Annotated in this window: 9 protein-coding genes; all 9 read left to right on the forward strand. The window is 49.7% G+C overall.

The genetic code is table 11. The features are described from left to right. Positions 1-5 precede the first annotated feature (5 nt). Genes MWC30_RS12240 through MWC30_RS12280 form a run of 9 tightly spaced genes read left to right on the forward strand, consistent with a single transcriptional unit; the run spans position 6 to position 24,193 of the window. Positions 6-1,031 carry a DUF4007 family protein gene (locus MWC30_RS12240; protein ID WP_244084471.1) on the forward strand — a complete coding sequence of 342 codons (1,026 nt, stop codon included), beginning with the start codon at positions 6-8 and terminating at the stop codon, positions 1,029-1,031. Next, entirely contained in the window at positions 1,028-4,525 is a 3,498-nt protein-coding gene (locus tag MWC30_RS12245; protein ID WP_244084472.1) for a hypothetical protein, read from the forward strand. The genes MWC30_RS12240 and MWC30_RS12245 overlap by 4 nt, the downstream gene beginning before the upstream one ends. Next, positions 4,518-5,303 (forward strand): phosphoadenosine phosphosulfate reductase family protein, encoded by a 786-nt coding sequence (locus MWC30_RS12250; protein ID WP_244084473.1) that lies wholly within the window; start codon positions 4,518-4,520, stop codon positions 5,301-5,303. The genes MWC30_RS12245 and MWC30_RS12250 overlap by 8 nt, the downstream gene beginning before the upstream one ends. Before the next feature lie 22 nt (positions 5,304-5,325). Further along, positions 5,326-9,954 carry a protein kinase gene (locus MWC30_RS12255; RefSeq protein WP_244084474.1) on the forward strand — a complete coding sequence of 1,543 codons (4,629 nt, stop codon included), beginning with the start codon at positions 5,326-5,328 and terminating at the stop codon, positions 9,952-9,954. Beyond that, complete coding sequence (locus MWC30_RS12260; protein ID WP_244084475.1) at positions 9,951-11,576, forward strand: hypothetical protein; 1,626 nt, start codon at positions 9,951-9,953, stop codon at positions 11,574-11,576. Before MWC30_RS12255 ends, MWC30_RS12260 begins: the two co-directional genes overlap by 4 nt. After that, a complete protein-coding gene (locus MWC30_RS12265; protein WP_244084476.1) occupies positions 11,573-16,876 on the forward strand; it encodes an ATP-binding protein in 5,304 nt (1,767 codons plus the stop codon). The genes MWC30_RS12260 and MWC30_RS12265 overlap by 4 nt, the downstream gene beginning before the upstream one ends. Positions 16,877-16,893: 17 nt before the next feature. Continuing rightward, positions 16,894-17,742: a DUF4007 family protein gene (locus tag MWC30_RS12270; protein WP_244084477.1), complete on the forward strand. Its 849-nt coding sequence runs from the start codon at positions 16,894-16,896 to the stop codon at positions 17,740-17,742. Positions 17,743-17,753: 11 nt separating this feature from the next. Beyond that, the gene (locus MWC30_RS12275; RefSeq protein WP_244084478.1) at positions 17,754-22,088 is read left to right on the forward strand and encodes a hypothetical protein; all 4,335 of its coding nucleotides are present in this window, start codon (positions 17,754-17,756) and stop codon (positions 22,086-22,088) included. Next, positions 22,085-24,193, forward strand: coding sequence for a DNA phosphorothioation-associated putative methyltransferase (locus tag MWC30_RS12280; protein ID WP_244084479.1), 2,109 nt, complete (start codon positions 22,085-22,087; stop codon positions 24,191-24,193). Before MWC30_RS12275 ends, MWC30_RS12280 begins: the two co-directional genes overlap by 4 nt. The last annotated feature ends 10 nt before the right edge of the window (positions 24,194-24,203 follow it).

Here is a 24,203-nt window from a genome sequence, read left to right on the forward strand (position 1 = left end):
AATCAATGGACACACCGCATATCCCGACGTCTCGCGTAAGTCTTTGGGAAGAATGGCTAAAGGAGGGCTTCTTTGCCCGGCATGAGACCTTTTGCCCACGATATGGGTGGCTAAAGAAGGGGTATGATGGTGCTGCTGATTCCACAATTTTTGAGAATGACGACGCCATCGTGAAGCTGGGAGTTGGCAAGAACATGGTGAGGTCCATACGCTTTTGGTGTATGGCCTTCGGCATAATCGAGCCTGAAGCATCATCCGGACCGCGGCGTCTTGGAGGCCCTGTGCGGCGGACTCATTTTGGGGACTGCTTGCTCTCCGATAGCGGCTGGGACCCATTTTTGGAAGACCCGGCAAGCCTTTGGCTGCTTCACTGGCAGCTCTTCTCATTTCCCATCACGGCGTCAGCCTGGTCCTTGGCGATCAACCTCGGACATATGGGATCATTCACGTTAAAAGATTTGGGCCGTGCACTCGTCGAACGTAAGGACCAGTTTCCGGCATTATTCCGCTACACCGAATCCTCTATACTCAAGGATGCTTCATGCTTCATGCGCATGTACGCGCCTCCCGGAAACCAGGTATCAGAAGAGATTGAATGCCCTTTCACCCACCTGGGTCTTCTCATCCCAGGCGACGAGCGTCAAACGTATCGATTCAACCTGTCTCCCAAGAGCAGTCTGCCGGATGAGATTTTTCTCGCAGCCTGCTGCAACTATGCCAGGAATGTCGTGCGAGGAGAAATGCCCCTGTCCTTGAATGCCGAAGAAGACTCGCCGTCCCGCAAGATGTCTCTATCCCTAAACCGGATATCTTATGATTTCAATGCACCTGGAGTTGTCTTCAGGCTCTCTGAGACAGAGATTGGTGATCGTCTTGAGAGAATCGCACACTCGTCCAAGGGGCGTGTCCATTTCGTCGAGGGTTACGGAAGCCGCCAACTGCAATTCGAAGAGAGTCCGGAAAAACTCTATTGGCAGGCACTGGAACGTTATTACACTGGAAAGGCGAGCGCGAGGCCCATCTACTCATGATCACTCTATCCGATTACATAAAGCCTGAAATTATGATCGCCCGGTCAGTCAACATAGAACGTGACAGGGGCGATATAAAAACTCTACAGCAGTATCGCCTTACCGGAAAAGGCCTGGATATCATACAACGGCTCACGGCAGCGCTGAATGGCGAGCGCATATCGGCGTGGTCATTGACCGGCCCGTACGGAATGGGCAAATCATCCTTTACCAACTATCTCCTCGCCCTCTGCGGACCTCCACACGACAAGGAGACCAAGATCGCCCGGGACATGCTCAAGGAGAAGGATCTAGAGCTTGCCCATAAGTTTCAGAGGATCATGGGCGATCGATCTCCGATCTCCAAAGGCCTCTTCCGTGTGCCGGCAACGTCTTCTTTTGAATCGATCAACTGCACCCTGGCAAAGGGACTCTATCGTGCGCTGATCGCTAACACTCCTTCGCAGGCTAACTTGGTGAGTGCTGTTCAGGAACTTCGCCAGGAAGCAAGGGATCTCGCCGCGCAAACTACTCCCGAAACCCTGCGCCTTGTGGAGCTTTTCAGGGCTGCCACTAAAGTTTACAGTGCGCCCGTAGCCATCGTTATCGATGAATTCGGAAAGAACCTGGAGTTCATGGCTCGGTTCCCGGCACAAGGGGATCTGTTCGTGCTGCAGGCATTGGCGGAGAGTGAGCATGTCTACCTTTGGGTTTGTCTACATCAAGCCTTCGACGAATACACATCTCGGCTCTCCGCTCGACAGCTTCAGGAGTGGGGGAAGATTCAAGGGCGGTTCGAGGATATCTCCTTCATTGAGCCCAAGAGTCAAATGCTCCGCTTCATTTGCGAAGCACTGAAACGGAAAAATCCTGATCAACAGCTGAGCCAAGCTATCCGGCGCTGGGCCGAGCACTTTCACGAGGCGAGCAGAGCATTAGATCTTCAAGATTTCAAAGATTTCGATCCTGATTTGATAGAGCTCTTCTACCCGCTGCATCCGCTTGCGGCATTGGTTCTTCCCGAGTTATGCGTACGGTTTGCACAAAATGACCGGACGCTTTTCGCTTTTCTGTGCAGTGGAGAGCCGAACGCTCTTCCTGCCTTTCTCTCCACCCAATCCATTGATCCTGACGCGGAACAACTTGCTACATTCAGTGTCGAGCTCCTCTATGACTACTTCCTGGCCTCAAGCACAAGCGCGTTGATGAATAGACCCGAGTCCCAAAGGTGGATCGAAATCCACGACATTATCGAACGGTCGAGAAACCTGGATTTCTTCCACCTGAATGTTTTGAAAGCCATCGGTCTGTTGAACCTGATATCCGGGCCATCCGGTTTCCGTGCGTCTTCAAAGCTGCTTTCTTTTGCCTTTCTTCAGTCCGGCTCGGAATCAGAAGCATCTAAGGAGGCGATCCAAATCGCTATCGATGAGAACATCAGCAAGGGAGTGCTTGTCTATAGGGAATACGCCGAGGAATACCGCCTATGGGAGGGGAGTGACTTTGATATCATAGCAGCCATTCGTGAGCGAAAGGCTCTGCTCTCAACGCAATCTCTCGAGGAAAATCTGCAAAGTACACTGCCCCTGCCGCCCCTGACGGCTTCACGGCACTCATATGTTACGGGGACACTGAGGCACTTTGAGCGGAGATGGTGTGATCTGTCGCAGATGGGATCAGCGTTGCCCCAATGTTCCACTGACGAAATCGATGGACTTCTGCTTTATTGCTTTGGCAATGAACAAGATCCGCCGGATTTCCCTAAAGCAACGAGAGATGGGCGTCCACTGATCATCGCATATGCCGCCTGTGAAGAGCAAATCCGTGACATGGTCTTGAACGCGGCTGCAATCAAAGCGGTTCTGCGCGATGCTCCGGAGCTTGAACGTGATGGGGTAGCCAGAAAAGAGGCACGCTTCAGGGCTTCCGCATCTGAACAGCAACTTCGTGATCACCTTACCGAGCTTTTTTCGCCCGGAAACCCTGAGGTGAGATGGTTTGTCGCAGACAAGAAAGAGGAACTGACCTCCTACGCAGAGCTCTCGCGATTGTTATCCCGCTGCTGCGATCAGACCTATCATGGATGCCCTAAAATAAGGAACGAATTGATCAACCGCAGCCGCCTCTCCTCTGCTGCGGCAAGAGCCAGACGAGAGCTTATGGAAGCTATGGTGCTTCATCAAAACGTGGAGGCCCTAGGACTACAGGGAACCGGGCCGGAAAAGGCAATTTACCTCACTATGCTCCAAGATGAAGGTTTGCACATTCAAGTGGAGGATGGGCAATACCGGTTGATCCCGCCCGGCCGTGATAGCAGCTACGGGCCCGCATGGAGTGCATTAAAGGAAATAATGGAAAGAGCTGGGGACGAAAGCGTTCCAGTCAGCCATCTAATCGACAGACTCCGTCATCACCCTTTCGGTTTAAAAGAGGGACCGATCCCGATTTTGCTCTGCCTATTTCTGAGCGTCTATTTCGATGAAATGGCACTCTATCAAGATGGAGCATTCGTTCCACAGTTCGGGCCGGAAGAGATGGAACTGATGACCAAACGACCGGAGTATTTCTCCATAAGGCGTTTTACTCCTGAAAAAGCCCGTGGAGAGCTTTTTGAACTGTACCGCAATCTTCTCAATGCACAGGTGAGCAGCGAAGCAATAGAGGTAAGGAATGCAACCCTGATCGGCGTGATTGCGCCCCTTATCCAGTTTATTAAGCGACTCCGTCCTTATGTGATCCATACTCGGTCTATAAGTCGGCAAGCACAGAATGTACGCCATACACTGCAGCAGGCGCGAGATCCGATCGATCTGCTTTTCAAGGATCTGCCAGAGGCTCTCGGTTTGCCTTCAATTGATGACCGTGTCACCGGTGAGTCAGAGTTGCTAGAGACATTCCGCACTCGCTTCACAGAGGCTATTGTCGAGCTCAAGCAGGCATATCCCAAATTGGTTGACCGCATCAAGAACGTTATTTTTGAGGTATTTGGGGGAAACTGTGCCGATATCGAAGTCTTGCGTGGTCAACTCAAAGCCCGGACACAGCATCTGGTAGCGAGATGCAGCGACCGAGAGCTAAAGCCTTTCTTGGCTGCTCTGGCAGGCTTTTCCGGGACAGACACAGACTGGATAGCTTCTTTGGCGACAATTGCTACTCAGCGACCAGTTGATTCCTGGCGCGATAATGACCTAGAGACTTTCTCTGTGCGGCTTGCCGATCTACACACACGCTTCTCAAACCTGGAGACACTTATTGCAAAAGCCGACAAAGTTCTTCCAAATGGGTCCGACGGCCGAGAGCCCCGAATGGTCTCCTTCACACGAGCGGATGGCAGTGCTGCCAGTAACATCCTTTGGGTAGATCAGGATAGTCTTCAGGACGCGAAGGCGATGGTCGCTCAATTGATTCAGGAAGAACAGATAAGCAGACCACAACTACAGGCGATCTTTCTTCTGCTGGGTGAACACTTGTTGTCGGAAGTCAAAGAATCCACTGAGGAAACAGCTCATGACTAAAGATACCGGAAGAACCCGACATATCTTGGCCCTCTCAGGTGGCAAGGACAGTGCTGCGCTTGCGGTCTATCTAAGAGATAAGATACCAGATTTAGAATATGTCTTTCTAGATACCGGCCATGAGTTGCCGGAAACTGGTGAGTTTCTGGATAGAATGCGGGCCATTCTTGGGATTGATGTCAAAAGAATTGAACCTAAGAGGTCCTTCGAAGATTGGCTAAAGATAAAAGGTTTTTACCTCCCTTCCCCTCAGAAGAGGTGGTGTACTGAGGTTCTTAAGATCAAGCCTTATGAAGATTACATAGGGACTGATAAAGTGTGCAGCTACATCGGCTTACGAGCTGACGAGGACCGTGATGGCTATATATCAAGTAAGCCAAACATCATTCCGCGTTATCCGTTTATTGAGGATCAGATGGTTTATTCTGATATTGAAGATTTACTGGAGTCTAGCGGCCTCGGTTTTCCAGCTTATCATCGATGGAGGAGCAGATCTGGCTGTTATTTCTGCTTCTTCCAACAAAAAGTTGAATGGCTGAACCTCTATAAGGAGCACAAGGAACTCTTTCTTAAAGCGATGGATTTTGAGAAAGTAGATTCTCAAACTGGGAAAAGGTTCACGTGGTGTCAGGATGAGAGTCTTGAAGAATTGCTAAACAGAGCAGATCAAATTAGATCGAATCATGACGCATACTTCAAGCCAGCTATCAAAGGCAAGAAACTGATCGACCGATTAGGTGATAACATTACCCGGACTTGCATAGTATGTGATCTTTGAAGTACATCTATAAGGATCAAGCATGAAAGATAAAGATGGCCTCAAGCAAAGGATCGATTCTATACTTCCGGATCGCCAAGCTGAATCTAAACCACATAAAGCTCTCCTTTTTCTGACATTACTTCAAGGTATTGAAGACGGAAAATTCACTCAAAATAAATTCTATTACGATGAGCTTTTAATAAAGCTTTTCACAGATATATTTATTAAATTCGCAAGGCCAGAAGATAGCAATAGACCTCATAATCCTTTCTTCCACCTTAGAAAGAATGGCTTTTGGCACCTTGTAGCGCACAAAGGTAAAGAGGAAGCGCTTGCAGAAGCGAAGACTGTAGGGGGTCCAGGCGATATTAGAAATCTTGTAGAATACGCCTACCTAGATACCGACTTATATATTTTGCTACAAAACAGGCAAAATAGACAAGAACTCATTCACTACATTCTCGATCACCTTCCATCCCCACAGTATGATGAGCTACGGAAGCACAGTGATGATTTATCGCAAGAAAAAATGCTGCCAAACGGTGTTGAAGATCAAGATCAACAGAAAGCTAATGATGCTAACCATGTTGTAAGCATGGATGAGGTTAGCTCGACTTATGGAAGTCTATTGAATGTAGTAACTCCCGAGCAGCATGCAATAAACACGATATCAAATGCTCTAGAGAAGTACATTGAATTCATTCCAAATTACCAAGTCTTTGACCCGAGATTTAATCAGTACCATGAGTGTGACCTGATTGCTATTTGCCAAGACCGGTTAGCCGTTATTGAACTTAAGCACTGGTCAGGAGATATAGATATCTGTCCACATGCATGGATGATCAACCGCAAATTCTATCGTGACGATCCCCATATCTCGAATGGTTTTAAATGCAAGCTCTTGAAGTCATTTTATTTGAAATCATTTCCAGCGCTACCGGGAATTTGGGTCGAGTCGATCGTCGTACTGACCAATGACGAGGCTATCGTCCATGATTCCGACTCTTACAAGACGGACAGACACAATCCTACTTTCCATGGAACGGCCACGCTCATCAAACATATGAACCATCGCCTTGGGGGCCTACCCATAATCCCAGAGACAAAGAAACTCAAGCCCTTTCAACTGAAGCAGGTAGCGAATTTTCTGCGCGAGCAGCTGAAGCTCAAGCCCAGGCAATGCTTGAACATCCCAGGTTTTGAGATCGTAGAAGACTTGACCAGGAGCAGGCAGAAGCTCGAGTTCCTCATAAGACCAACCGAAAGACGGCTTCATACAATCAAACGAGCACGCATTTTCTGCCCTGATCTCTCTGTACCTCCAGATGTGCAGAGGAGACAACGCGCGGAATCTCTGAACAGCTTGGGGGCTCTTGAACGTATCTCAGATCATCCGAATGTTCTTAAGGTTTGGCAAATTCCCAATGATGAGGGATTTGTCATAGAGGGTTCGGATTGGTCGCAAGAGGGGACGTTGGCTGACCTTATCAGGCAGAAAAAGCCCCTGAGCTTTGAGGATGCTTATCCGATATTACATGGTATTTTAGAGGGATTGGGGGTCATTCACGAACAATCAGTCATCCACCGTGCTTTGCGACCAGAGAATATCCTAATCTCCAAGGGTGTTCCAAAACTCATGAACTTCGATCTGTCCTATTACCTCGAGGAGGATCGGGTAACGGTAGTTCCGGAGACATCCGTCCTGGAACCGTCTCCTTATATGGCCCCAGAAGTATTTCGAGGTGATAGCCTTACAGAGGGGGCAGACCTTTTCAGTGTAGGGGTAATGCTGTTTGAAATGCTCTGCGGAGAGCCGCCATTCAAGTATTCTTTGGACCTCGAAAAATGTGGAGGATCGCTGGACGATAAAGCCCTGCAGAAATTGGAAGAGAATAATGTACCCGAGTTGGTGCGGACATTGATTCTGGAATTGATCCAATTTGACCCTGCCAAACGGCCGCAGAATGCATTACGCCTCCTCATCGACTTTGAGCAGATACGTCCCGGTGAGGCACCTGTTTCGTTGCCATCCAACCGCAGGTTGGAACCTGGCGAATTTCACGAGCAGTATGAGATCGAGTCCTTCCTGGCTGAAGGCAGAGAGGCCCAAGTTTACAGGGCGAGGCGTAGAGCGAAACATACTGTTGCCCTCAAGATCTTCAATCATGAAATAGACCGTGAACGCATTGATGCCGAACAAGCGAGCATCGAACGTGTGAAGTCGCCGTATGTTGTCCACTGCAAGTCTGACGGCATATGGAGCGACAAGCGGATGTTTCTCGTACTTGACCTGGTCGAAGGGCGAACTCTTCGCTCCATGATTGACAATGGAGATCGGCCTGAACTCGAGATGTTTAAGAGCATTGCTCGTTGTCTTTTTGAAGTGCTGGATCGAATGCACAACGATCCAGACTATAGTGAGCCGCTGCTCCACAACGACATCAAGCCGGATAACGTAATCCTGAATTCTGAGAATAATCCTGTCTTGATTGATTTCTGTACGGCATGCAAGCCACAGATAGGTGCTTTCATGGGGACACCAGGTTATATAGCTCCGGACTTACTTCAAGGAATAGACATCGATTTCCGTGAGAGTGGCGACCTATTTGCGTTAGGGGTGACCCTGTACGAGTGGCTGTGCGGCTGTGCACCATTTGATGAGACACCAAAGTTGAGCTCCATACCAAAAGCTCCGCACGAGGTTTTGGATGTCCGACCCGAACTGGGTAGATGGCTCCTCAAGGCTGTTCAACCGCTAGAGGAATGCCGATTCAAGACAATACAAGAGATGAGAGATGCTTTTGAGTGCATCTTTAATCCGCCGACAGAACCAGAGTTGCTTGAGGACATCCGGGAGGAGCTCCGCCTGCCTCGGCCCCGCACATATGAGGAGGAGTCTGGAAACCCATTTGTATCTTATTTGAACACACTCCACAATGTCACGGCGGAGAATGAGAATGCGCTAGCGGAAGCACAAGCAACAAATGAATTCTTCGGCTACATTCATGTTCCTCTTGAAGTCACTGAGATCATCGAGCGATTCCTTATAGCTCCAGATGGGGGTCACGTTGTTCTCACCGGTCATGCAGGTGACGGTAAGTCGACTATTGGACTTGAACTTTATAAGAAGCTCAAGGGAATTCCAATGGCTGAGCGACTTCCGGTTCCATTGCGAGAGCAGGAAGAAATCATGACCACAGAAGGGCGGAAAGTGCGCATGATCAAAGATATGAGCGAGCTTTCCGAGGAGCACCGCATTGCGGCAATGAAAGAGGTGTGCAAAACTGATCAGCAGTTCGAGCGCAGCCTCATCGTCACCAACACTGGGACATTCCTTGGAACACTCGAAGGTCTAGCAAGAAACACCGGACTGAATTGGATCGAGCTCGAGAATGAAGCCCTCAGCCTCTTGGAGAGTCCTGATCCTGGCCTGCTTGATGGTCTATCTGTACCCATCAAGGTTGTCAATCTGGCCAGGATTGACAACCTTGCTACTGCCCGGATTCTCCTCCAGAAGATAGCCTCCGCACCATATTGGGAACAGTGTCCTGAATGCGATCTCGCCGGCAACTGCCCTATCTATATCAATATCTCCGCAATTCTGGAACGGTTGGATATGGTAGCGGAAAGGATTGAATGGATTTATCGTCGACTATATGAATACGGGAATCGCTTGACCATGCGCCAGATTGCAGGTCATTTGGCCTATTCCATTACGGCGGGTCTAGATTGCCGTTCGGTGCGAGATTTAGCTGTTCAGCCGATCCCCCCAGACCTGGTAGATTTTCTTTTTTTCAATCGCTTCTTCGGCTTTGAGGGTTCCCTTCCGGAAAAGCGAGGAGAAAGACTGACAGCTGTGCAGTACCTGCTCCCCCTCGAGCTGGGGTCAAAGCCATACCCATCGTTAGATCGCCGGTTGTGGACAAATGAGGGGGGTGTTAAGCCCGCAATTGCATCTTCACTGGAGAGTGCCTTTGTGAAGCTCTGCCAGTTAATCCGTTTGGGACCAACGAGCAGCGGTGTTCCGTTGGGACGGTTGCGCCAGCAGGTGAGAAGACTGCTCTATCTCTTTGCTGATATGACTGATGATCTCGAGGGCTTTCCTTCGAATTTCTTGGAGTCTCCCATGCTGGTCAAAATGGAGGCATGGCAAAGGGACGGCCGAATCGCGAATGTTGTCGTCAAGAACGATCTGAAAAAAAGAGTTCTGCACGTTCTTCAAGAGCAGTTTACTGGAATGCCTCTTTCGGAGGAGAACGGAGATATGGAGCTCTACATCACCCTAAAGCGTAGCGATGAAGAGCTGCGCCAAACCGTTCAAGTCCTCCTTGCCAGGGTCCCGAAAAGCGTCTTTTCGATCACTATGGACCCAGCAAGCACAGCAACGAGATCAACACGGTACATTCTCAAACTGGCCGATAGGATATCCGGTAGACAGCTGGCCCTGGAATTGCCTTTTCTCGATTTTGTCATGCTGAGATGTATGGGTGAGATAGGGCAGAAGATTGAACCGGGGTATGCAGATAGATTGGAAAGTTTTAAGGCTGAACTCCTCGATTTTGAATCATACCGTCAAATGGACGGTGTGCAACTGCTGGAATTCACAAATAATGGCACCTTTAATGTCCGCAAACTGATCATTGGTGAGAAATTACAGGTGATAGGATGACGATCGAACGCTTTCCACGACTCGGTCACCAGGAAGAAGACAATAACCCGGCCATTCAGATGTTCGGGCGGCGTTTCTATGCAGACCAAACCAGCATAGAATATCTTGCGGAACTCCTTCTTCTTTTCATCTCCAGAAAGCGGGTAGGAGATGGGAATTGGAACTGGGAACGCAGTTTTCCTGATATCGACGTATTGAAATCTTGGCACGATAACGAAACATTGAAGTATGCGCCTCCAGCAAGGCTATCTCTCAAACTATTCGCTTTTTTGGCTACATCTAGGTTAGAGACACGTCATGCATGCCACCGTGACCACTTTGAGATAATAGCCGAGGAGTTACTGAACAGGATAGAGACATCCTCATCCCTTACGAAGGATCAGGTACTCACTTTGCTTGAGCAAGTTCTTACAGGATTCACTGGTATCGCCAAAAGTCGCACATGGTGTACTCATACCTTTCTTCCTATTTGCCCTGAACTTATTGCTCGTGAAACCATTTGGAAACACAAGGATGCTTTTAAAAAACCAAAGCTTACCTGGCATGGTGCAATAGACAGCGGCCTGTTCGTAGTATCAAACCATGATTTCATGGCCCGTGGTGGCGAGGTGCTGTTTCTTCAACTATGCAATCTCTTTCAGAAACTGGACAGCCAGGAGGCGGCATTATTCGAGCAGGAGATCGGCTACTCAGCGGGTAGTCGCCTTCAATTGAGGAGCAGAATTGAGAATGGCATCAACAAACTCTTTGAAACTACGTCATCCATAGACAAGCTGGCAGAGTGGATCAGCAGCGCAGATAGGCAAACGCAGCAGGAACTGGATAAAGATGTATTTAAACCTATGACCTGCGGGTGGTGTCCATCTGAGAGTTGGAAGGAAGGCTATTTATTTGCCTGTGAGATCGCAAATCTCTGTGATGCTGGAATCGATCCTTTAGAGAAAGTTAAAATGTTAAAGCTCGGCTGTGTATTGCAGGTACTGCGGTCCATTTGCGCACAGTCGGCTCGCAAGTGGACAGGTCTTAGTGAAGAAAGCTCAAATCTTGGCGGTGCCAATGGATTTGCGTGGATCGTAACAGATCCACAAAGCGGGGATTCTGTCTTGAAGGATGCAGCCAGCCGGAATCTCGTACGCATCCAGGAAATGGTCCATGGCGCCATTAGGCACCCGGATATTCAACTATTCGGAGATTACGGAAACGATCCAAGGAAATACAAGGATGCCGACGCCCAGGCGCATTTGCTCCTCGTTAAACTCGCCAAGAGTATGGATTTCATCATCCCCTATAAGGGTCCCAATCCAAGATTCGCCATGACCGACCAGGTTTTACGTTTTCTAGTGCTTGCACTCGTTCCGCCCGGACAGCGCATGACGCTCAACTCTTTTCAGAACCAACTGTACCTACACTACGGCATCGCCATGAGTGGCCCGTTGTTGAACCGTGCGGTGCAGTGGACTTTTCCCGATCAGAGATTCACACTCCATTCCGTCGAGCAGAGCTGGGTTGAGGATAAATTGAGAGCCACCGGCTTTTTGATTCCCTTATCCGATGCAGTGTCGTTGGTTCAAAATCCTTTCGGCCAAGGCAGAGATCTCAGAACTAGAAAGGTTGAACGATGAATCGGGGGGTATTTGCACAAACGCTGGCTAATCACCTGGTGACGATCTGCCGCCAAACGCTGACAAGTCAAACGGGCGGTCGAGAGCTTCGCATTTTTCTCTCTTCCTTCCCGCCTGATGTCGTATGGGAATCCATGAGGGAGACAGCAGAATTCCTGTCATCAGGGACACACCAAGTCCAGTATGTCTTTAGAGTCGGAACTGCGCTATGGTCGGAGTGGAATGCATCGCCGACCGATCCTGAAAGAGCTGCTCTTACTTGCATTGCAGACAATGGCTGGGTAGACCTCGAGAATCGGATGACGCACTACCGCAACATGAAATGCGCACGCGATTTTGAGCACCTTGTCGTGGTACTCATCGGCATAGAAAAGGCGACTGACCGAGCAAGCCTGCAGGACTTCTACATCGTCGATACAGCCCGCTTATGGCATGATGAGTTGAAAGGCACTTTTCAGGGCTGGATCAAGGGACTCCTCAATGCTCACCATATCTCCTGGAACAAGGAAGACATCAAGGAGATGGACGATCTCCTGAAAACCCTTTACCGATACGGAACCGGTGACTTGGTTCAGGCATCAAAGTTTCTTGAAGGTATCGCATTCAATGGAGCTCAAGACAGTCGTGATGCCTTGGCCCTCTTGCACGAAGGGCTTCCATTCTGGGGCCTACCTCCTTTGCGCGATATTCCCTTCAAGCGAAAGGGCTCGAGTTACTTAAAGGATGCCGTGGGCTTCTTCAGCTATCGAGACTACCTCAAGGAATCAGAGAGAGCCAAAGCCTTGAGGAAGATCGATCTCTTCGAGGAGAATTTTCAAGCGGGCAGAATCGATGGGCTGCCGGATCCCTTCACGGACCTCGATGATTTTGTCGCTTGCATGCGGAATTACGTCCTGAAGAACGACGTAGATGCCCGTACTCGTCTGATCAAAGTCGACTTTGCTTTTATCAGGGATAAGGTTCTAGGGATCAAAAGCCCTCCATCTAAGGGGGATAAGCTAAAGCCACAGAAGATCGATGCTCCGCCCCTCGAGGCAGTACTGACTGCTGTATGGCGTACACTCAGCGATTTTAAAGCGCGATGTTTTACCAAAGGCATACAGTCAGGCAAGGCATTGAATGAGATCAGGCTCCGGGCTGAATGCTTCCGTCATGATTTCGAGAACAACGAAGACGCACGCGGGCTCATTATCGGATGCCTTGGCGGCATTGATTCGCTCATCCTGGATCACTTGAGAATAGAGACGGTCGTAGAAGGAGAAACAAAACACATTGAAGTCTCCAGTTTTCTTTGCCAGGTCGAAGAGATAGATGATCTGAAGCTGGAGAGACACAAGTCGAGTACGCCAGGTTTTCAGTTTATAGTCGAGTTTGTGGCCGACGATGAGCTGGAAATGGTCCGTTTGTTCCAGTGGCAGCTTCCTGAGACACAGCCATACCGTACTCTTTGGAACTTTGCCGAAGCCGTGCATACTGAGATGCAAAAGAATCCCGGCTACTGTCTGCCTGTATTTACAGTCCCCTACTTCGACGAGCTTTTTCTCGCACCGGATGAGGAAGAGACAAACCGAATCCTGAATCTCAGTCTTAATGGGCTTAAGGTCCGCAACCTCCTCAAGGCTCCCGGTATTGCTGATGGGGATCCGATGATTCCGGTGCTCAAGGACCTTGCCACCGCGTTTGGCGAGTTTCTCGAGGCTGTAGTTGATCGGGGATGGTTTACTGCTCTAGATAAGGTATGGGGAGACACTTTTTTCAAGAAGACCAGGGCTGCGTTTAGCCGATTACTCTCCTATGATGGAACAGAAGAGCTCTCGCCGGTTGCCCCACTGCTCTACAAAGCTTTTATGCTGCTGCGCGAACAGCCGGATGAGATGTTTTCGCATACGGTTTGGGTTCCCCACGTCGAAGCAGCTGCAATCACCGGGTTACATCCATGTTTGATCGAGATGTTGCATCACCGTGAAGCATTCCTCTTCCATGGCTTGGCAACAAGAATGCAAGAGGCTCTAAACGACCTGAGCGGGTTGAAGCTTCGTGAATCCATGTGGCAGGATATCTGCGATATGGCAACCGTTAAATACCCGCTTTTCGGAATTGTCCGAAATAGCAACAGAGACCTGGAGACGGATGTAGCCTCACTGGGGCTAATCCATCGTTTCGGAAAGGCGGGTCCCAAAGGTCAGACGCTGTCGGTCAAAATGTTGCTCCGATACGATGCACCTGACGATGAGGAAATGTCAGACAGTGATTTGTTCCGGCAATCGAGGGAATCCCAAGTTGTCACACGCGTTCTGACCGAGTACACAGACTTATACCCACACGTATGCGATGGTCTCTCTCTATGCGTTCTGAATGTCAAAGATCTTCAGACAGTAATCGCGGGTATCGATACCTTTCTCAAGCAGCGGGCAAAGCTAAAAGACGCAGAAGTTGAAGAGCCTGGACCTCCATACCATTTCTCTTTGACGATCTTTGTCGGGGTGAACGAGACCCAGGGGATATCCCGATGGCTGCAGGAATGGCGAAGACGATGGAGCGTCGCACAGGACAATGGCAAGTCTGCCTATACGGGTTGCAAGCTATCCATCTCACAGCGTGTCGTGAAGGATAGGAACGATTACATCCATCTGCTTGCCAGAGAGGCCTTCGAAGTTGATGTGGCGCTGCTGCCACACTTTATCGACGCGGGATCAGCAGGCAATGATGTTTGCGCGGCGATGCCATATTACAGCTGTTGGGATTATCTCCTGAAATTTCCGATCGTCGAGGTTCCGCATTGTGCCGAGGCTCATCCAGCCATGGCATGTGAACGCAGTCGGATCGTCAGCAACCGGCAATTTGAACTGCCGACACTGCACGCCGAGCTGAGTGCCCGCTTTAAGCATCCGGGCAATCCGGCCTCTCATAAATATCTGGTGATACGTCGCGGTGACTATACCCCTTGGATGCCCATAGTAGATGAATTGCACAAAAGGGCGACTTGGGTTGTCTGCCTCGATAGCAGCATTGATGAGCAACTCATAAGGCAGAATGCCTCGTCAAATGCGTGGAAGCGTGAGATCATCGGTTTTTCATCCGGACTTGGAGCGCACGGAGAGCTCAACTATACCATCTCAACTGAGAGATCCTCACTCGTGGATGTAGAGCGGGCTATTCGTGACCAGGTGAATGGTCTGTTTGGCCCGTGGAGGCATGAAGAGATCGCAAAGGCATCCCACCGGCTCGTTCAGGAGTCTCGAAGGCTTTCCGGGTTGTCTTTGGTGCGAGCAACCGGTCCCAGTCAGTACGTCCGAGACCTTATCGCTTACACTTTGGTGCGAATCAGTCTGCCCGAACTGCCGGCTCGTGGTGTGCTTTTGTGCGATGAGCTCTTGGCTCTCGACACCTTCCGTCATTGGTTCGACACGGCGGAGAGTGGCGAACGCCCAGACCTCTTGAGGCTTGTCGTTTTCCTCCGAGATAATGGCCGAATCGAAGTTGCAGCACAGCTGATCGAATGCAAATTGGCCAAACAGGCCGAAGCTCACTTGCAGAAGGCTCACGAACAGTTGGAGAACGGCCTCAGGCATCTCTCAATGATTTTCCATCCTCGCTGTGGAAAATCAGGGCGCTTCGATCAGCGCTTCTGGTGGGCGCAACTTCAGCGACTTATCGCAAGCAAAAGCGTGGTGAGCCCGGGTATTTCGAAGCAGGCTGTGACAGCCACTCTTGAGACATTGGGGGAAGGACGCTTTGACATAAGCTGGCAGGCCGCTGTCGTTGCCTTTTGGACCGATAGCACGAGCGATCGGTTCACTGTCGAGAAGAAATGGGAATTCGAAAACGATATTGGAAACCTTGGCATTGAAGTAATCTCCGGGGGCACGGGGCTTGTCCACAAGGTTTGTTGTCTTGGTGAAACAGTCTGTCTGCCTCTCCCCGAAACCATGATTTTCTTGAAATCAGAGGATGGCGAGAAAGTTGGAGATGTATCGTCAACATCTTCTCCTGGTGAGGAAGCAGCAGAGGAAACGATCGAGGCACGGTCGGGAACCTCATATTCTCCAGAGGAAGTTGATATAGAAGCTCCTGCCGAGATCGAGACTGTCGAGATGGAGGAGATGGAAGTACAAGAGCCATTGGCGACATCCATTGCTCCATCAGTCTTTTCTGAAGATCCCCGCATTCCCGGGCGCATCCTACTTGGCCGCAGCCTGAAGGGGTCACGTGAGGTCTTTTGGGAATTCGGTCATCCGGAGCTTTCCAATCGGCACATTCTCCTCTTTGGTAGGTCCGGTTCCGGCAAGACGTATGCAATACAGGCCCTGTTATGTGAGTTGGGCATGAAGGGGCAAAACTCAGTCATTGTCGATTATACAGATGGATTTGAGAAGGCCCAGCTCGAACAGGAGACTCTCAATATCCTCAATCCAAAGCAGCACTTCATCTACTCTCAGCCCCTTCCGATAAACCCATTCCGGCGGCAACTCTCGTCCATTGGCGACGAAATACTCCCTGAGAAACCCAACAACACTGCACAACGGGTTATGAGCGTATTCGCTTCCGTTTATAGCCTCGGTGATCAACAAAAGAGCCTGCTCTATGAGTGCATTAAAGATGGCATAGAAGTCCATGGAGCGGAGATGAACCTTGAGCGTCTCATCGATCTCTTCCATGCATATGTTTCGGATGGTGGGCGGAAGGAGACGGCGATCAGTCTGCTCAGCAAGATCAAGCCTTTTGTTGATGGAGACCCCTTCGGCAAGGAAGATCGTGAGAGTTGGCTCAGGTTCTATGACGACCGCGAGAGCCGCGCGCATATTATTCAATTAAAGGGGTGCGGTAGGGAGTTTGGGTGTCTCGTAACGGAATTTGCGCTCATTGATCTTTATTGGTTTGCTCGGGCGAGCGGAGATGTGCGTCATCCGAAAGTAGTTGTTTTGGATGAAATTCAGAACTTGGATCACAGTCAGGAAAGCCCCATCGCAAAATTTCTGACAGAAGGACGTAAGTTCGGTCTCTCCATGATCCTCGCGACTCAGACACTCCGGAACCTCCGTGAGGATGCAAGGCATCGGCTTTTCCAGGCATCTCACAAGCTCTTCTTTAGACCAGCCGAAACCGAAGTGCAAGAATACGCAAAAATCCTCGAGGCGACTGTCGGAGAAAGTGCCGAACTTTGGAGGAGGCGTCTAACGGGCCTAGGAAAGGGTGAGTGCTTCTCCCTCGGTCCGTCCATGAACCATCAGACGGGAAGGCTCGAGGACAAGGCTTTTGCAATAAAGATCTCTGCCTTGAACGAGAGAGTGAGAGGATAGGAAGGGCAAGGAAAGTCATGGAAAAAGGTGAAGAAACGGTTCGCTTACCAGTTAATTTCCACCAAACCTTCATTCCTGAAAGAATCTATCTTTCATCACTTCTTCGTCTAGCTGCACGTGGTGGCGAGGGAACATACAAAGAGATCTCTGCCGAAACGGGGATTCCAGTAGGACAATCCTCGGGAAAAGTCCCCGCCATTCTAAACTACTGCTCGGGCATGGGATTGATCCGAGTTGAAAAAGGTACAGCTCCCGGGCAGAAACGCCCAGTGTTGACACCCTTTGGTCGCTCCGTACTCCTTGAAGATGCCAACCTCAGCGAGCCTTTGTCACAGTGGCTGGCCCATTTGCACTTGTGTCGTGAAAATGGAGGCGCCGAGATATGGCACCTGACATTTGGTCGGAGCAGTGATGTCTTGGGAATGACCTTTTCTGAGAATGATTTGGAAGAGTACCTGGCGAGTATCTGCGGGAGGAAAAATCGCTCGCTGATTGGCCCGCTTATGGGCACTTATGAAGAACCTGCAGCTCTGAAAGGTGCAGGAGCTATAGTCCGCGGTGAACAGGGTTTGGTACGAACACCCGCTCCGTTACTTCGGGGATTTCAAAACGGTTACGGAGTCTTGCTGCTCTCTCTATGGGAATTCTGTTTCCCGAACGCCGGCCAAGTGACTCTTTCGGACTTCGAATCAGGCACCTACTTTCGAAGAATCTGCGGCTGGAACGATGAGCAATGCACAATGGTACTGGCATTGCTGCAAGAGAGAGGCGTAGTTGATATAGATAAGCAAATGCACCCGTGGGTGCTCACTCGCAGGAGTGAATCCAGCTCTCTATGGCGAATGCTCTATGAGGATCTGGCGTGAAAGGATCGACGATGGCACAGGTCAAGGATTTAGTCGGCTTTAGGCGTGACCTTTTTTTCGATGGTGCAGTACAAATCGGATGGTTTGAAAAGAACCCCGAGCGCAGGGACCAGGCTGCTGCCGGGTTCGTTTTTCATGGGCCTGCATACCACGGGATTTCAGAGGACGATCTGAGGGATGCCGGCAGCGCTCCTCTTACAGACACAGCCCGATTTACTGTCGAAGTCACTCAGTGCTTGACAAAAGGACACAGCTCAGATCTGCCCATTGCTTTAGCCATTGCAGGGTATGGGACAGGCAAATCACATCTTGCCTTGACTTTGGCTACCCTTTTCTCAAACCCTCAAAGCACGATTGCCGATGTAATCTTACAGCACATCGAAGAAGCGGATTCCGAGATTGGTGGACGGCTACGCCATCAGTTTAGCGTTTTCCAGCGACCTTATCTCGTCTTGGCCATCAATGGCATGGGCAATTTTGATCTTGCCGCTGAACTGAGCCGCCAGGTGCTGGTTCAGATGCGAGCGCATGGAGTCAGCACACAGGCGATAGAAGAGCTTTCACCCCGCTTCCAGCTTGCAGAAAGGTTTGTTGAAAGAATCTATGAGTTTCGAAACGAAGAGTTCGTTGAGCGGTTCGGAGCTGGAAGTACAAAACAGGATATTCTGCAGCGATTACAGGAGCGGGATGAGGACACGTATATCCGGGTCAATGAGATATACGAAATTACCAATGGCACTTACATCAATGCTACCGGCCAGGAAACACCTCAGCAACTCATCGAGACAGTATGCCATGCCTATTGCGGAGATGATGGCCCATTTCTGGGCTTGCTTATCCTTTTTGATGAGTTCGGCCGTTACCTCGAGTTCGCTGCCGATAGGCCTCACATAGCGGGTGATGCTGCTTTGCAGCAGCTCTTCGAAGGTGTACAGAACAATGCAGACCGCTGTTTTATGTTATGCCTTGTTCAATATGACCTTAAAGTCTATTTGCAGCGAATCTCACGGTTGGGGCAGAGCTCTCTACAACGATATGTGACCCGCTATGATGCCGCCAAGAAGTATTACCTCTCAAGCAACCTTGAAACACTGATCGCTCACCTAATTGAAAAAAAGAACCAGTCTTTTCTTCAGAAGTACCTGTTCTCTTCGGGGGGGCAGAAAGAGTGGCGTGACTATTACGAGCTCAGCCAGAGATTCTTTCCTAGAGCGAACAAGTACGTTGTCTGGCGTGATCTTGATCGCTTCCATAAGGTCATTGTGCAGGGGTGTTGGCCCCTCAGCCCTTTTGCAGCATGGTTCCTTTGCCGAAATGACGACATACTGCAAGACCGTACAACGATCACAATAGTCAAAGACATTCTTGAGCTTGAAGCGAATCGCAGCGTCCCCGAGACGGATAAACCATGGGCAATATCAGCGAGTCAACTCTGCCTTAGCCGCCGAGTCGATGATCTGGTTAGCCCGCTTATCAATGAGTTGGTTGCACGGGAAGAAGATGGCGGCAAAGGGGCAGTCGCTCAGGCATATAAAGCTGTTGAGGAAAGATACCACAATGATCTCTCGGATGATGAACGCCACACCCTGATCTCAATACTAATAGCCGCTAAGATCGGCATCAAAGTGAAGAATCAGGAGGAGGTTCATCAGGCGCTTTCCCTGGTTTGTGATCTGCCCATCGAGCGTTTGAAGCAGGCCATTGAGGAGCTGAGCACAGAATATGGCGTCATCGAATGGAACGACCGCTTCAACCGGTATGAGATCATCGGAGATGCTGTTCCACGCAGCGCATTCCTGACGTTCCTAAGACAGAAGACGCAACAAATCCCAGCCGAGCAGGTCGAAGAGATCTTTGCCGCTCATATGAAGAATTGGGCCGGATTGGGTGATCTGGATCCCGATTTTTCCACGAACAAGCGGATCGATACCACCGAGTGGCGATTTCAAACGTTTTGTTCCCAAACCAAATATTTGCGGCAGGATCTCGAGAATGCTTTCAGGGACTGGAAGTCCGCAATCAAACCTGACAGCTGCCGAGGACAGCTCATTTATGCCTACGTCCCGCGTGATGCTAGATTAGAGCTGGTGCGGAGCTCAATCGAAACCGATTTGCGTGATACTCTTCAGAAGGCTGGATGCACATCTCCAATTCCTCTACTCATCGTCTTGATGCAAGACGAAGATGGAAGGCTTGGACGGGCTCTATCCGAGTTCTTCGTTCTTTCTACATCCCTTGCGGAGGAGGATAAGCAGAGGTTCGGGCACTTTATTGAGAATCATAAGTTGCAGCTCCAAGATGAGCTGCAACGGCTTCAGGAAGAGCTCACCAAGAAACGACTTTACATTCTCCCACCTGGATTCGATGGTGAGTGTACGCGGCTTCAGCTGATGACATTCTCACTCTTTGAGTGGGCATATCCTGAAGCGGTCCCATTCCCCTTCGATGGCCTTAAGACGGCAAGAGGCAATGGGCCAAAGGACTGCCGAGAAATCACAGCAGAGCTATTCAAGGGAACTCTCAATTTCAATTGGATCAGTTCGAGACCTGTCGTTACACAGAACCGTGCCAGATCACTTTTACAAAGTGGCCCGCTTTCTTGGGGGGTTCTGGATCAGAAGGGGGACCCGACACTCTATCCAAGCCACAAGGGTATACGGGAAATTATTGTCTGGCTTGACAGCAAGTTGAAGGAAGAGAAAAGTCTCCGGCTTGGAGATGTTTTTGTATCTCTGACGGCTCCACCTTACGGATTCAACATTGCTTCGGCAGCTATTCTGATGGCGGCTTTTGTCGCTCCTCGTCAAGACAGTGTTGCCTTCATGCTGGGGGGGCAAGAAACTACTCCCGCCTCTTGGGTTGGTAAAGCGCTTTCCGGGAACTTTCTAGATCTGGCCGTTCTGAATGCGAGCGAATTGCGCTATGTCCTGCCCTCTGAGGCCAATGAATGGGAGGATTTGTTATCTCGATGGGATTTAGAGACGGCGCATGAACGTTGCGTGGAATATATGGACGAAGCCGACACGCTTAGAGATCGAATTCCTTTGCCATCGGGAGCACTCTACGAACGATGGAAACGACTTCAGGAAAAGGCTGAGAGCTCTTTGAAAATTCTTGAGGATTACAGAGAGCAGATTGAAAAACAAGAGCGCTCCTTTGAAAGGGCATATGCGCAACAGGATGCGGGAAGCCTGGGCTGGATCGGAAAAACACTGGCTGAACGTTACCAGAATATGCGCCGGGAAAAGGAGTTTTGGACTGGTGAGCAGTTCAGCATGATTCAGGAATTAATCGAAAGGGTGCGAGTAGCCGTTATGCAATTCTTTGAGCCGTGGCTGAGACAACAGAACTGTCTTTCTTCTGCTCAGGTCGGTGATTTCAGGCATCGCATGATTAATACGGCATGTCGTAATTTGAATGCGCTAAACCTGCCGGATCTTGCTGAAAAGCTGGAGCGGCATGTACACAGAGTCATTGGTCGGGTTGAGGAGCAGCAAAGACTCTTGTACATTGTGGAAAGAGCCAATGCATTTCTTACTGGGCGCCGAGTCTCTGATCAATCCAAAGTGGCTGAACTGAAAGAGTGGCGCAAGGAATGCAATTCTCTCACTGAAACACTGCAACAGGCTAGAGCCCAAAACGGGAACGTGCCCGAAATCGATAAGAAGATAGGACAGCTCCAGATCTTTCAAAAGACATGCACAGAGCAAATTCAGAGGCACAAACAACGCTATGAACAGTTGTGGAATTTAGAGATTTGCGATGTTCAAGGGATTCGGAATGCACACTCCGAAGTGAAAGACCTGATGATCATTTATGCCGGTGAGGAGGTTAGCGCAGAAGACCTGAGCACCATGGTCCGTCAGCTCGTCCAATTTGATAGGGATTTTACACTGTGGAGTGATCTCAATATTCCAACGGCGGAGCTTCGTTCAATGATTGAGAAGCGGATATCAGAAAGCGAGATCCTTGGGTCGAATGATGATGATGCCGAACCGGTTTGGCCCCCGGATGAGGTCTATAAGCGCTTTGCCGAGCATGTACTTGCTCAGCGTAAGCAAGCTGCTGAAGACTGGATCAATAAGAATTGTACCGATCCGGCACGAATTACGGGCATGAGAGCGGAAGATTGCCAGATGCTGTTGCAGCGCATTAACCGAGCCCCAGCTTATTTGGAACCTCCACATATGGAAGTAGTGAATAAACTCTGCAAGAGTGCGGAAAAGCGCCTGGATAAACTCCAAGTTGAAGGACTGCTTGCACGCTTTCGCAGTATGCCACCTGCTCTGCAGAAGCAATTTTTGGACATTGCGACCGCCGAACTTATACAGAAGCCTGGCACATGAATCATGAAAACTTCATAAAATGCGTGTCGGAGCTCCCGTTCGGAAAAAGGATCAACAAGTCTCTATATGTTTTTGCCGAGAGCTTACCATCCCGTTCAGAGAAACTGCTCGGCCTTGTGGAGCAGATCAAGCGGCAATTTGAAGTAGGTCCGGAGTTTAACGTCATTAAGTTCTCTCTTTGGGAATTTCGGATCTCCTTTCTTTCTTATCCCAACTTTTTTGAACAGCCTCATCCGGAGCTTCAATCATCAATCACAATCAACTTGGCCACTGGCCGAATCAGAGTGCACCACTACCAATATTCGGATAATCCACCCATACTGCATCGCAAGGAGGCTCTTTTGGGATGCGCTCATCCCTATGCTGATGAGTTTAAGTCTCTTACCGATGAGGAAGAAGCTCAGGGACTCTATCGAGATCCAAAGATCATCGGCTTCAAAAGAAATTGGGAGTCTCTTCTAGAAGAGAAGGGTCTGAGCTACTCAGGGCACAAGCTATTGAAATCAAATGGCCCTTTCACATTACCTCAGACGGAAAAAGTTCCAGTCTTGAGACACAAGACCGCTATCGTGCGATATAAATTCTCCAGGCCAATACAAACACTTCTCGAGTATGGTTTCCTCACCGAAGCTGCAAGCCTGTTGGATTATGGCTGTGGCCAGGGGGATGATGTCAATCGGCTGCAGCAGATGGGGTTCAATGTATCAGCGTGGGATCCGGTTTACTATCCCAATGGCTTTAAAGAGTCTGTGGATATTGTCAACCTTGGTTTCGTACTCAACGTCATTGAAGATCCCGTCGAGCGCATGGAGGTCTTGCACGAGGCTTACAAACTGAGCAGTAAATTGCTCGTCGTTTCCACGCTGATTGCAAGCTCATCGACTGCTCAGTTGGGCCGGCCGTACAAGGATGGAATCCTCACAAGCAGGAATACATTTCAAAAGTATTTTCACCAGGATGAACTCGAACGTTACGTTGAAGATGTCCTTGACACTTCCGCTGTCGCGGTCGGACTTGGCATTTTCTATGTCTTTCGCTCCCCTTCCGACCAACAGCAATTCCTTTCAAATCGTACCAAACGAACAATCAACTGGGTGGAGCTCAGCCAGAGAATTCGTCCAGTAAGGGAGAAAAGCCCACGACTTCGAAGACCGGGTATTTACGAACGGAATCCAGAACTGCTGGACTCCTTCTGGGCAAGAATGCTCGAGCTCGGGCGGGTTCCCACAAAGGACGAATTTGATCGGTATGATGACCTTCGAAAGGAAGTCGGATCGACCAATAAAGCCAAGAATTTGTTCATGCAAAGGTTCGGAGAGGAGACTCTTTCCAAGGCATTCGAGCTCAGGCGGAATGATCTTCAGGTGTACCTTGCGCTTTCGAATTTCAGAAAGCAAGTTCCATTCAAACATCTCCCCGACGAACTCCGCATCGACATCAAAACCTTCCTGGGTGGATACAAAGCGGCGCTCGAAGAAAGCCAGGCTTTGTTGTTTTCTGCCGGGAATCCGGAGGTAATTACAAGACTCTGTGATGACACCTCGTTTGGATTTCTTGATCATCAAGCACTCTTCATCCAGAGAAGCCTCATTCAGGAGCTCCATCCCATCTTGCGCATCTATGTCGGGTGCGCCGAGGTATTGTACGGGGATCTTAAGGACGTTGATATTGTCAAGATCCACAAGCGATCCGGCAAAGTCTCCCTGCTCAAATACGATGATTTTGAAGGTAAAGTCTTTCCCGAACTGCAGGAGAGAATCAAAGTAAATCTAAGACGTCAGGCCATTGAAGTGTTCGATCATCGCTCAACAGAGCGACAGGAAGTGCTTTACTTCAAAGAACGCTACGTATCCAAAGACCATCCTGAACGGCAAAGGTGGGAAGAGTTCAGCAACTGGTTGAAGAACTTGGGGCTAGATCTCGAAACCGGCTACGGCCCCTACAAACAGGAGCTGCTTTCATTCTTGGAGAGCAGAGATCTGGCGGCCTATCAACGGCGGCGAGCATTCAGTCCAAAATGGGCGGTGAGGAAGCCGTCCGCCACGGCTTTCGGCAATAGACCCGTCTCGTCGTTCCCTTTTTCCACCCACTCAAGATTCTTTTAATTCAATCCTT

This window comes from Desulforhabdus sp. TSK, assembly GCF_022836495.1.
GTDB lineage: Bacteria > Desulfobacterota > Syntrophobacteria > Syntrophobacterales > Syntrophobacteraceae > Desulforhabdus.

What these genes read in the sequence shown, in the direction of transcription:
- MWC30_RS12260 (WP_244084475.1), top strand. Translation starts at nt 9,951, where the DNA reads ATGACGATCGAACGCTTTCCACGACTCGGTCACCAGGAAGAAGACAAT.
- MWC30_RS12245 (WP_244084472.1), top strand. Translation starts at nt 1,028, where the DNA reads ATGATCACTCTATCCGATTACATAAAGCCTGAAATTATGATCGCCCGG.
- MWC30_RS12265 (WP_244084476.1), top strand. Translation starts at nt 11,573, where the DNA reads ATGAATCGGGGGGTATTTGCACAAACGCTGGCTAATCACCTGGTGACG.
- MWC30_RS12240 (WP_244084471.1), top strand. Translation starts at nt 6, where the DNA reads ATGGACACACCGCATATCCCGACGTCTCGCGTAAGTCTTTGGGAAGAA.
- MWC30_RS12275 (WP_244084478.1), top strand. Translation starts at nt 17,754, where the DNA reads ATGGCACAGGTCAAGGATTTAGTCGGCTTTAGGCGTGACCTTTTTTTC.
- MWC30_RS12255 (WP_244084474.1), top strand. Translation starts at nt 5,326, where the DNA reads ATGAAAGATAAAGATGGCCTCAAGCAAAGGATCGATTCTATACTTCCG.
- MWC30_RS12270 (WP_244084477.1), top strand. Translation starts at nt 16,894, where the DNA reads ATGGAAAAAGGTGAAGAAACGGTTCGCTTACCAGTTAATTTCCACCAA.
- MWC30_RS12280 (WP_244084479.1), top strand. Translation starts at nt 22,085, where the DNA reads ATGAATCATGAAAACTTCATAAAATGCGTGTCGGAGCTCCCGTTCGGA.
- MWC30_RS12250 (WP_244084473.1), top strand. Translation starts at nt 4,518, where the DNA reads ATGACTAAAGATACCGGAAGAACCCGACATATCTTGGCCCTCTCAGGT.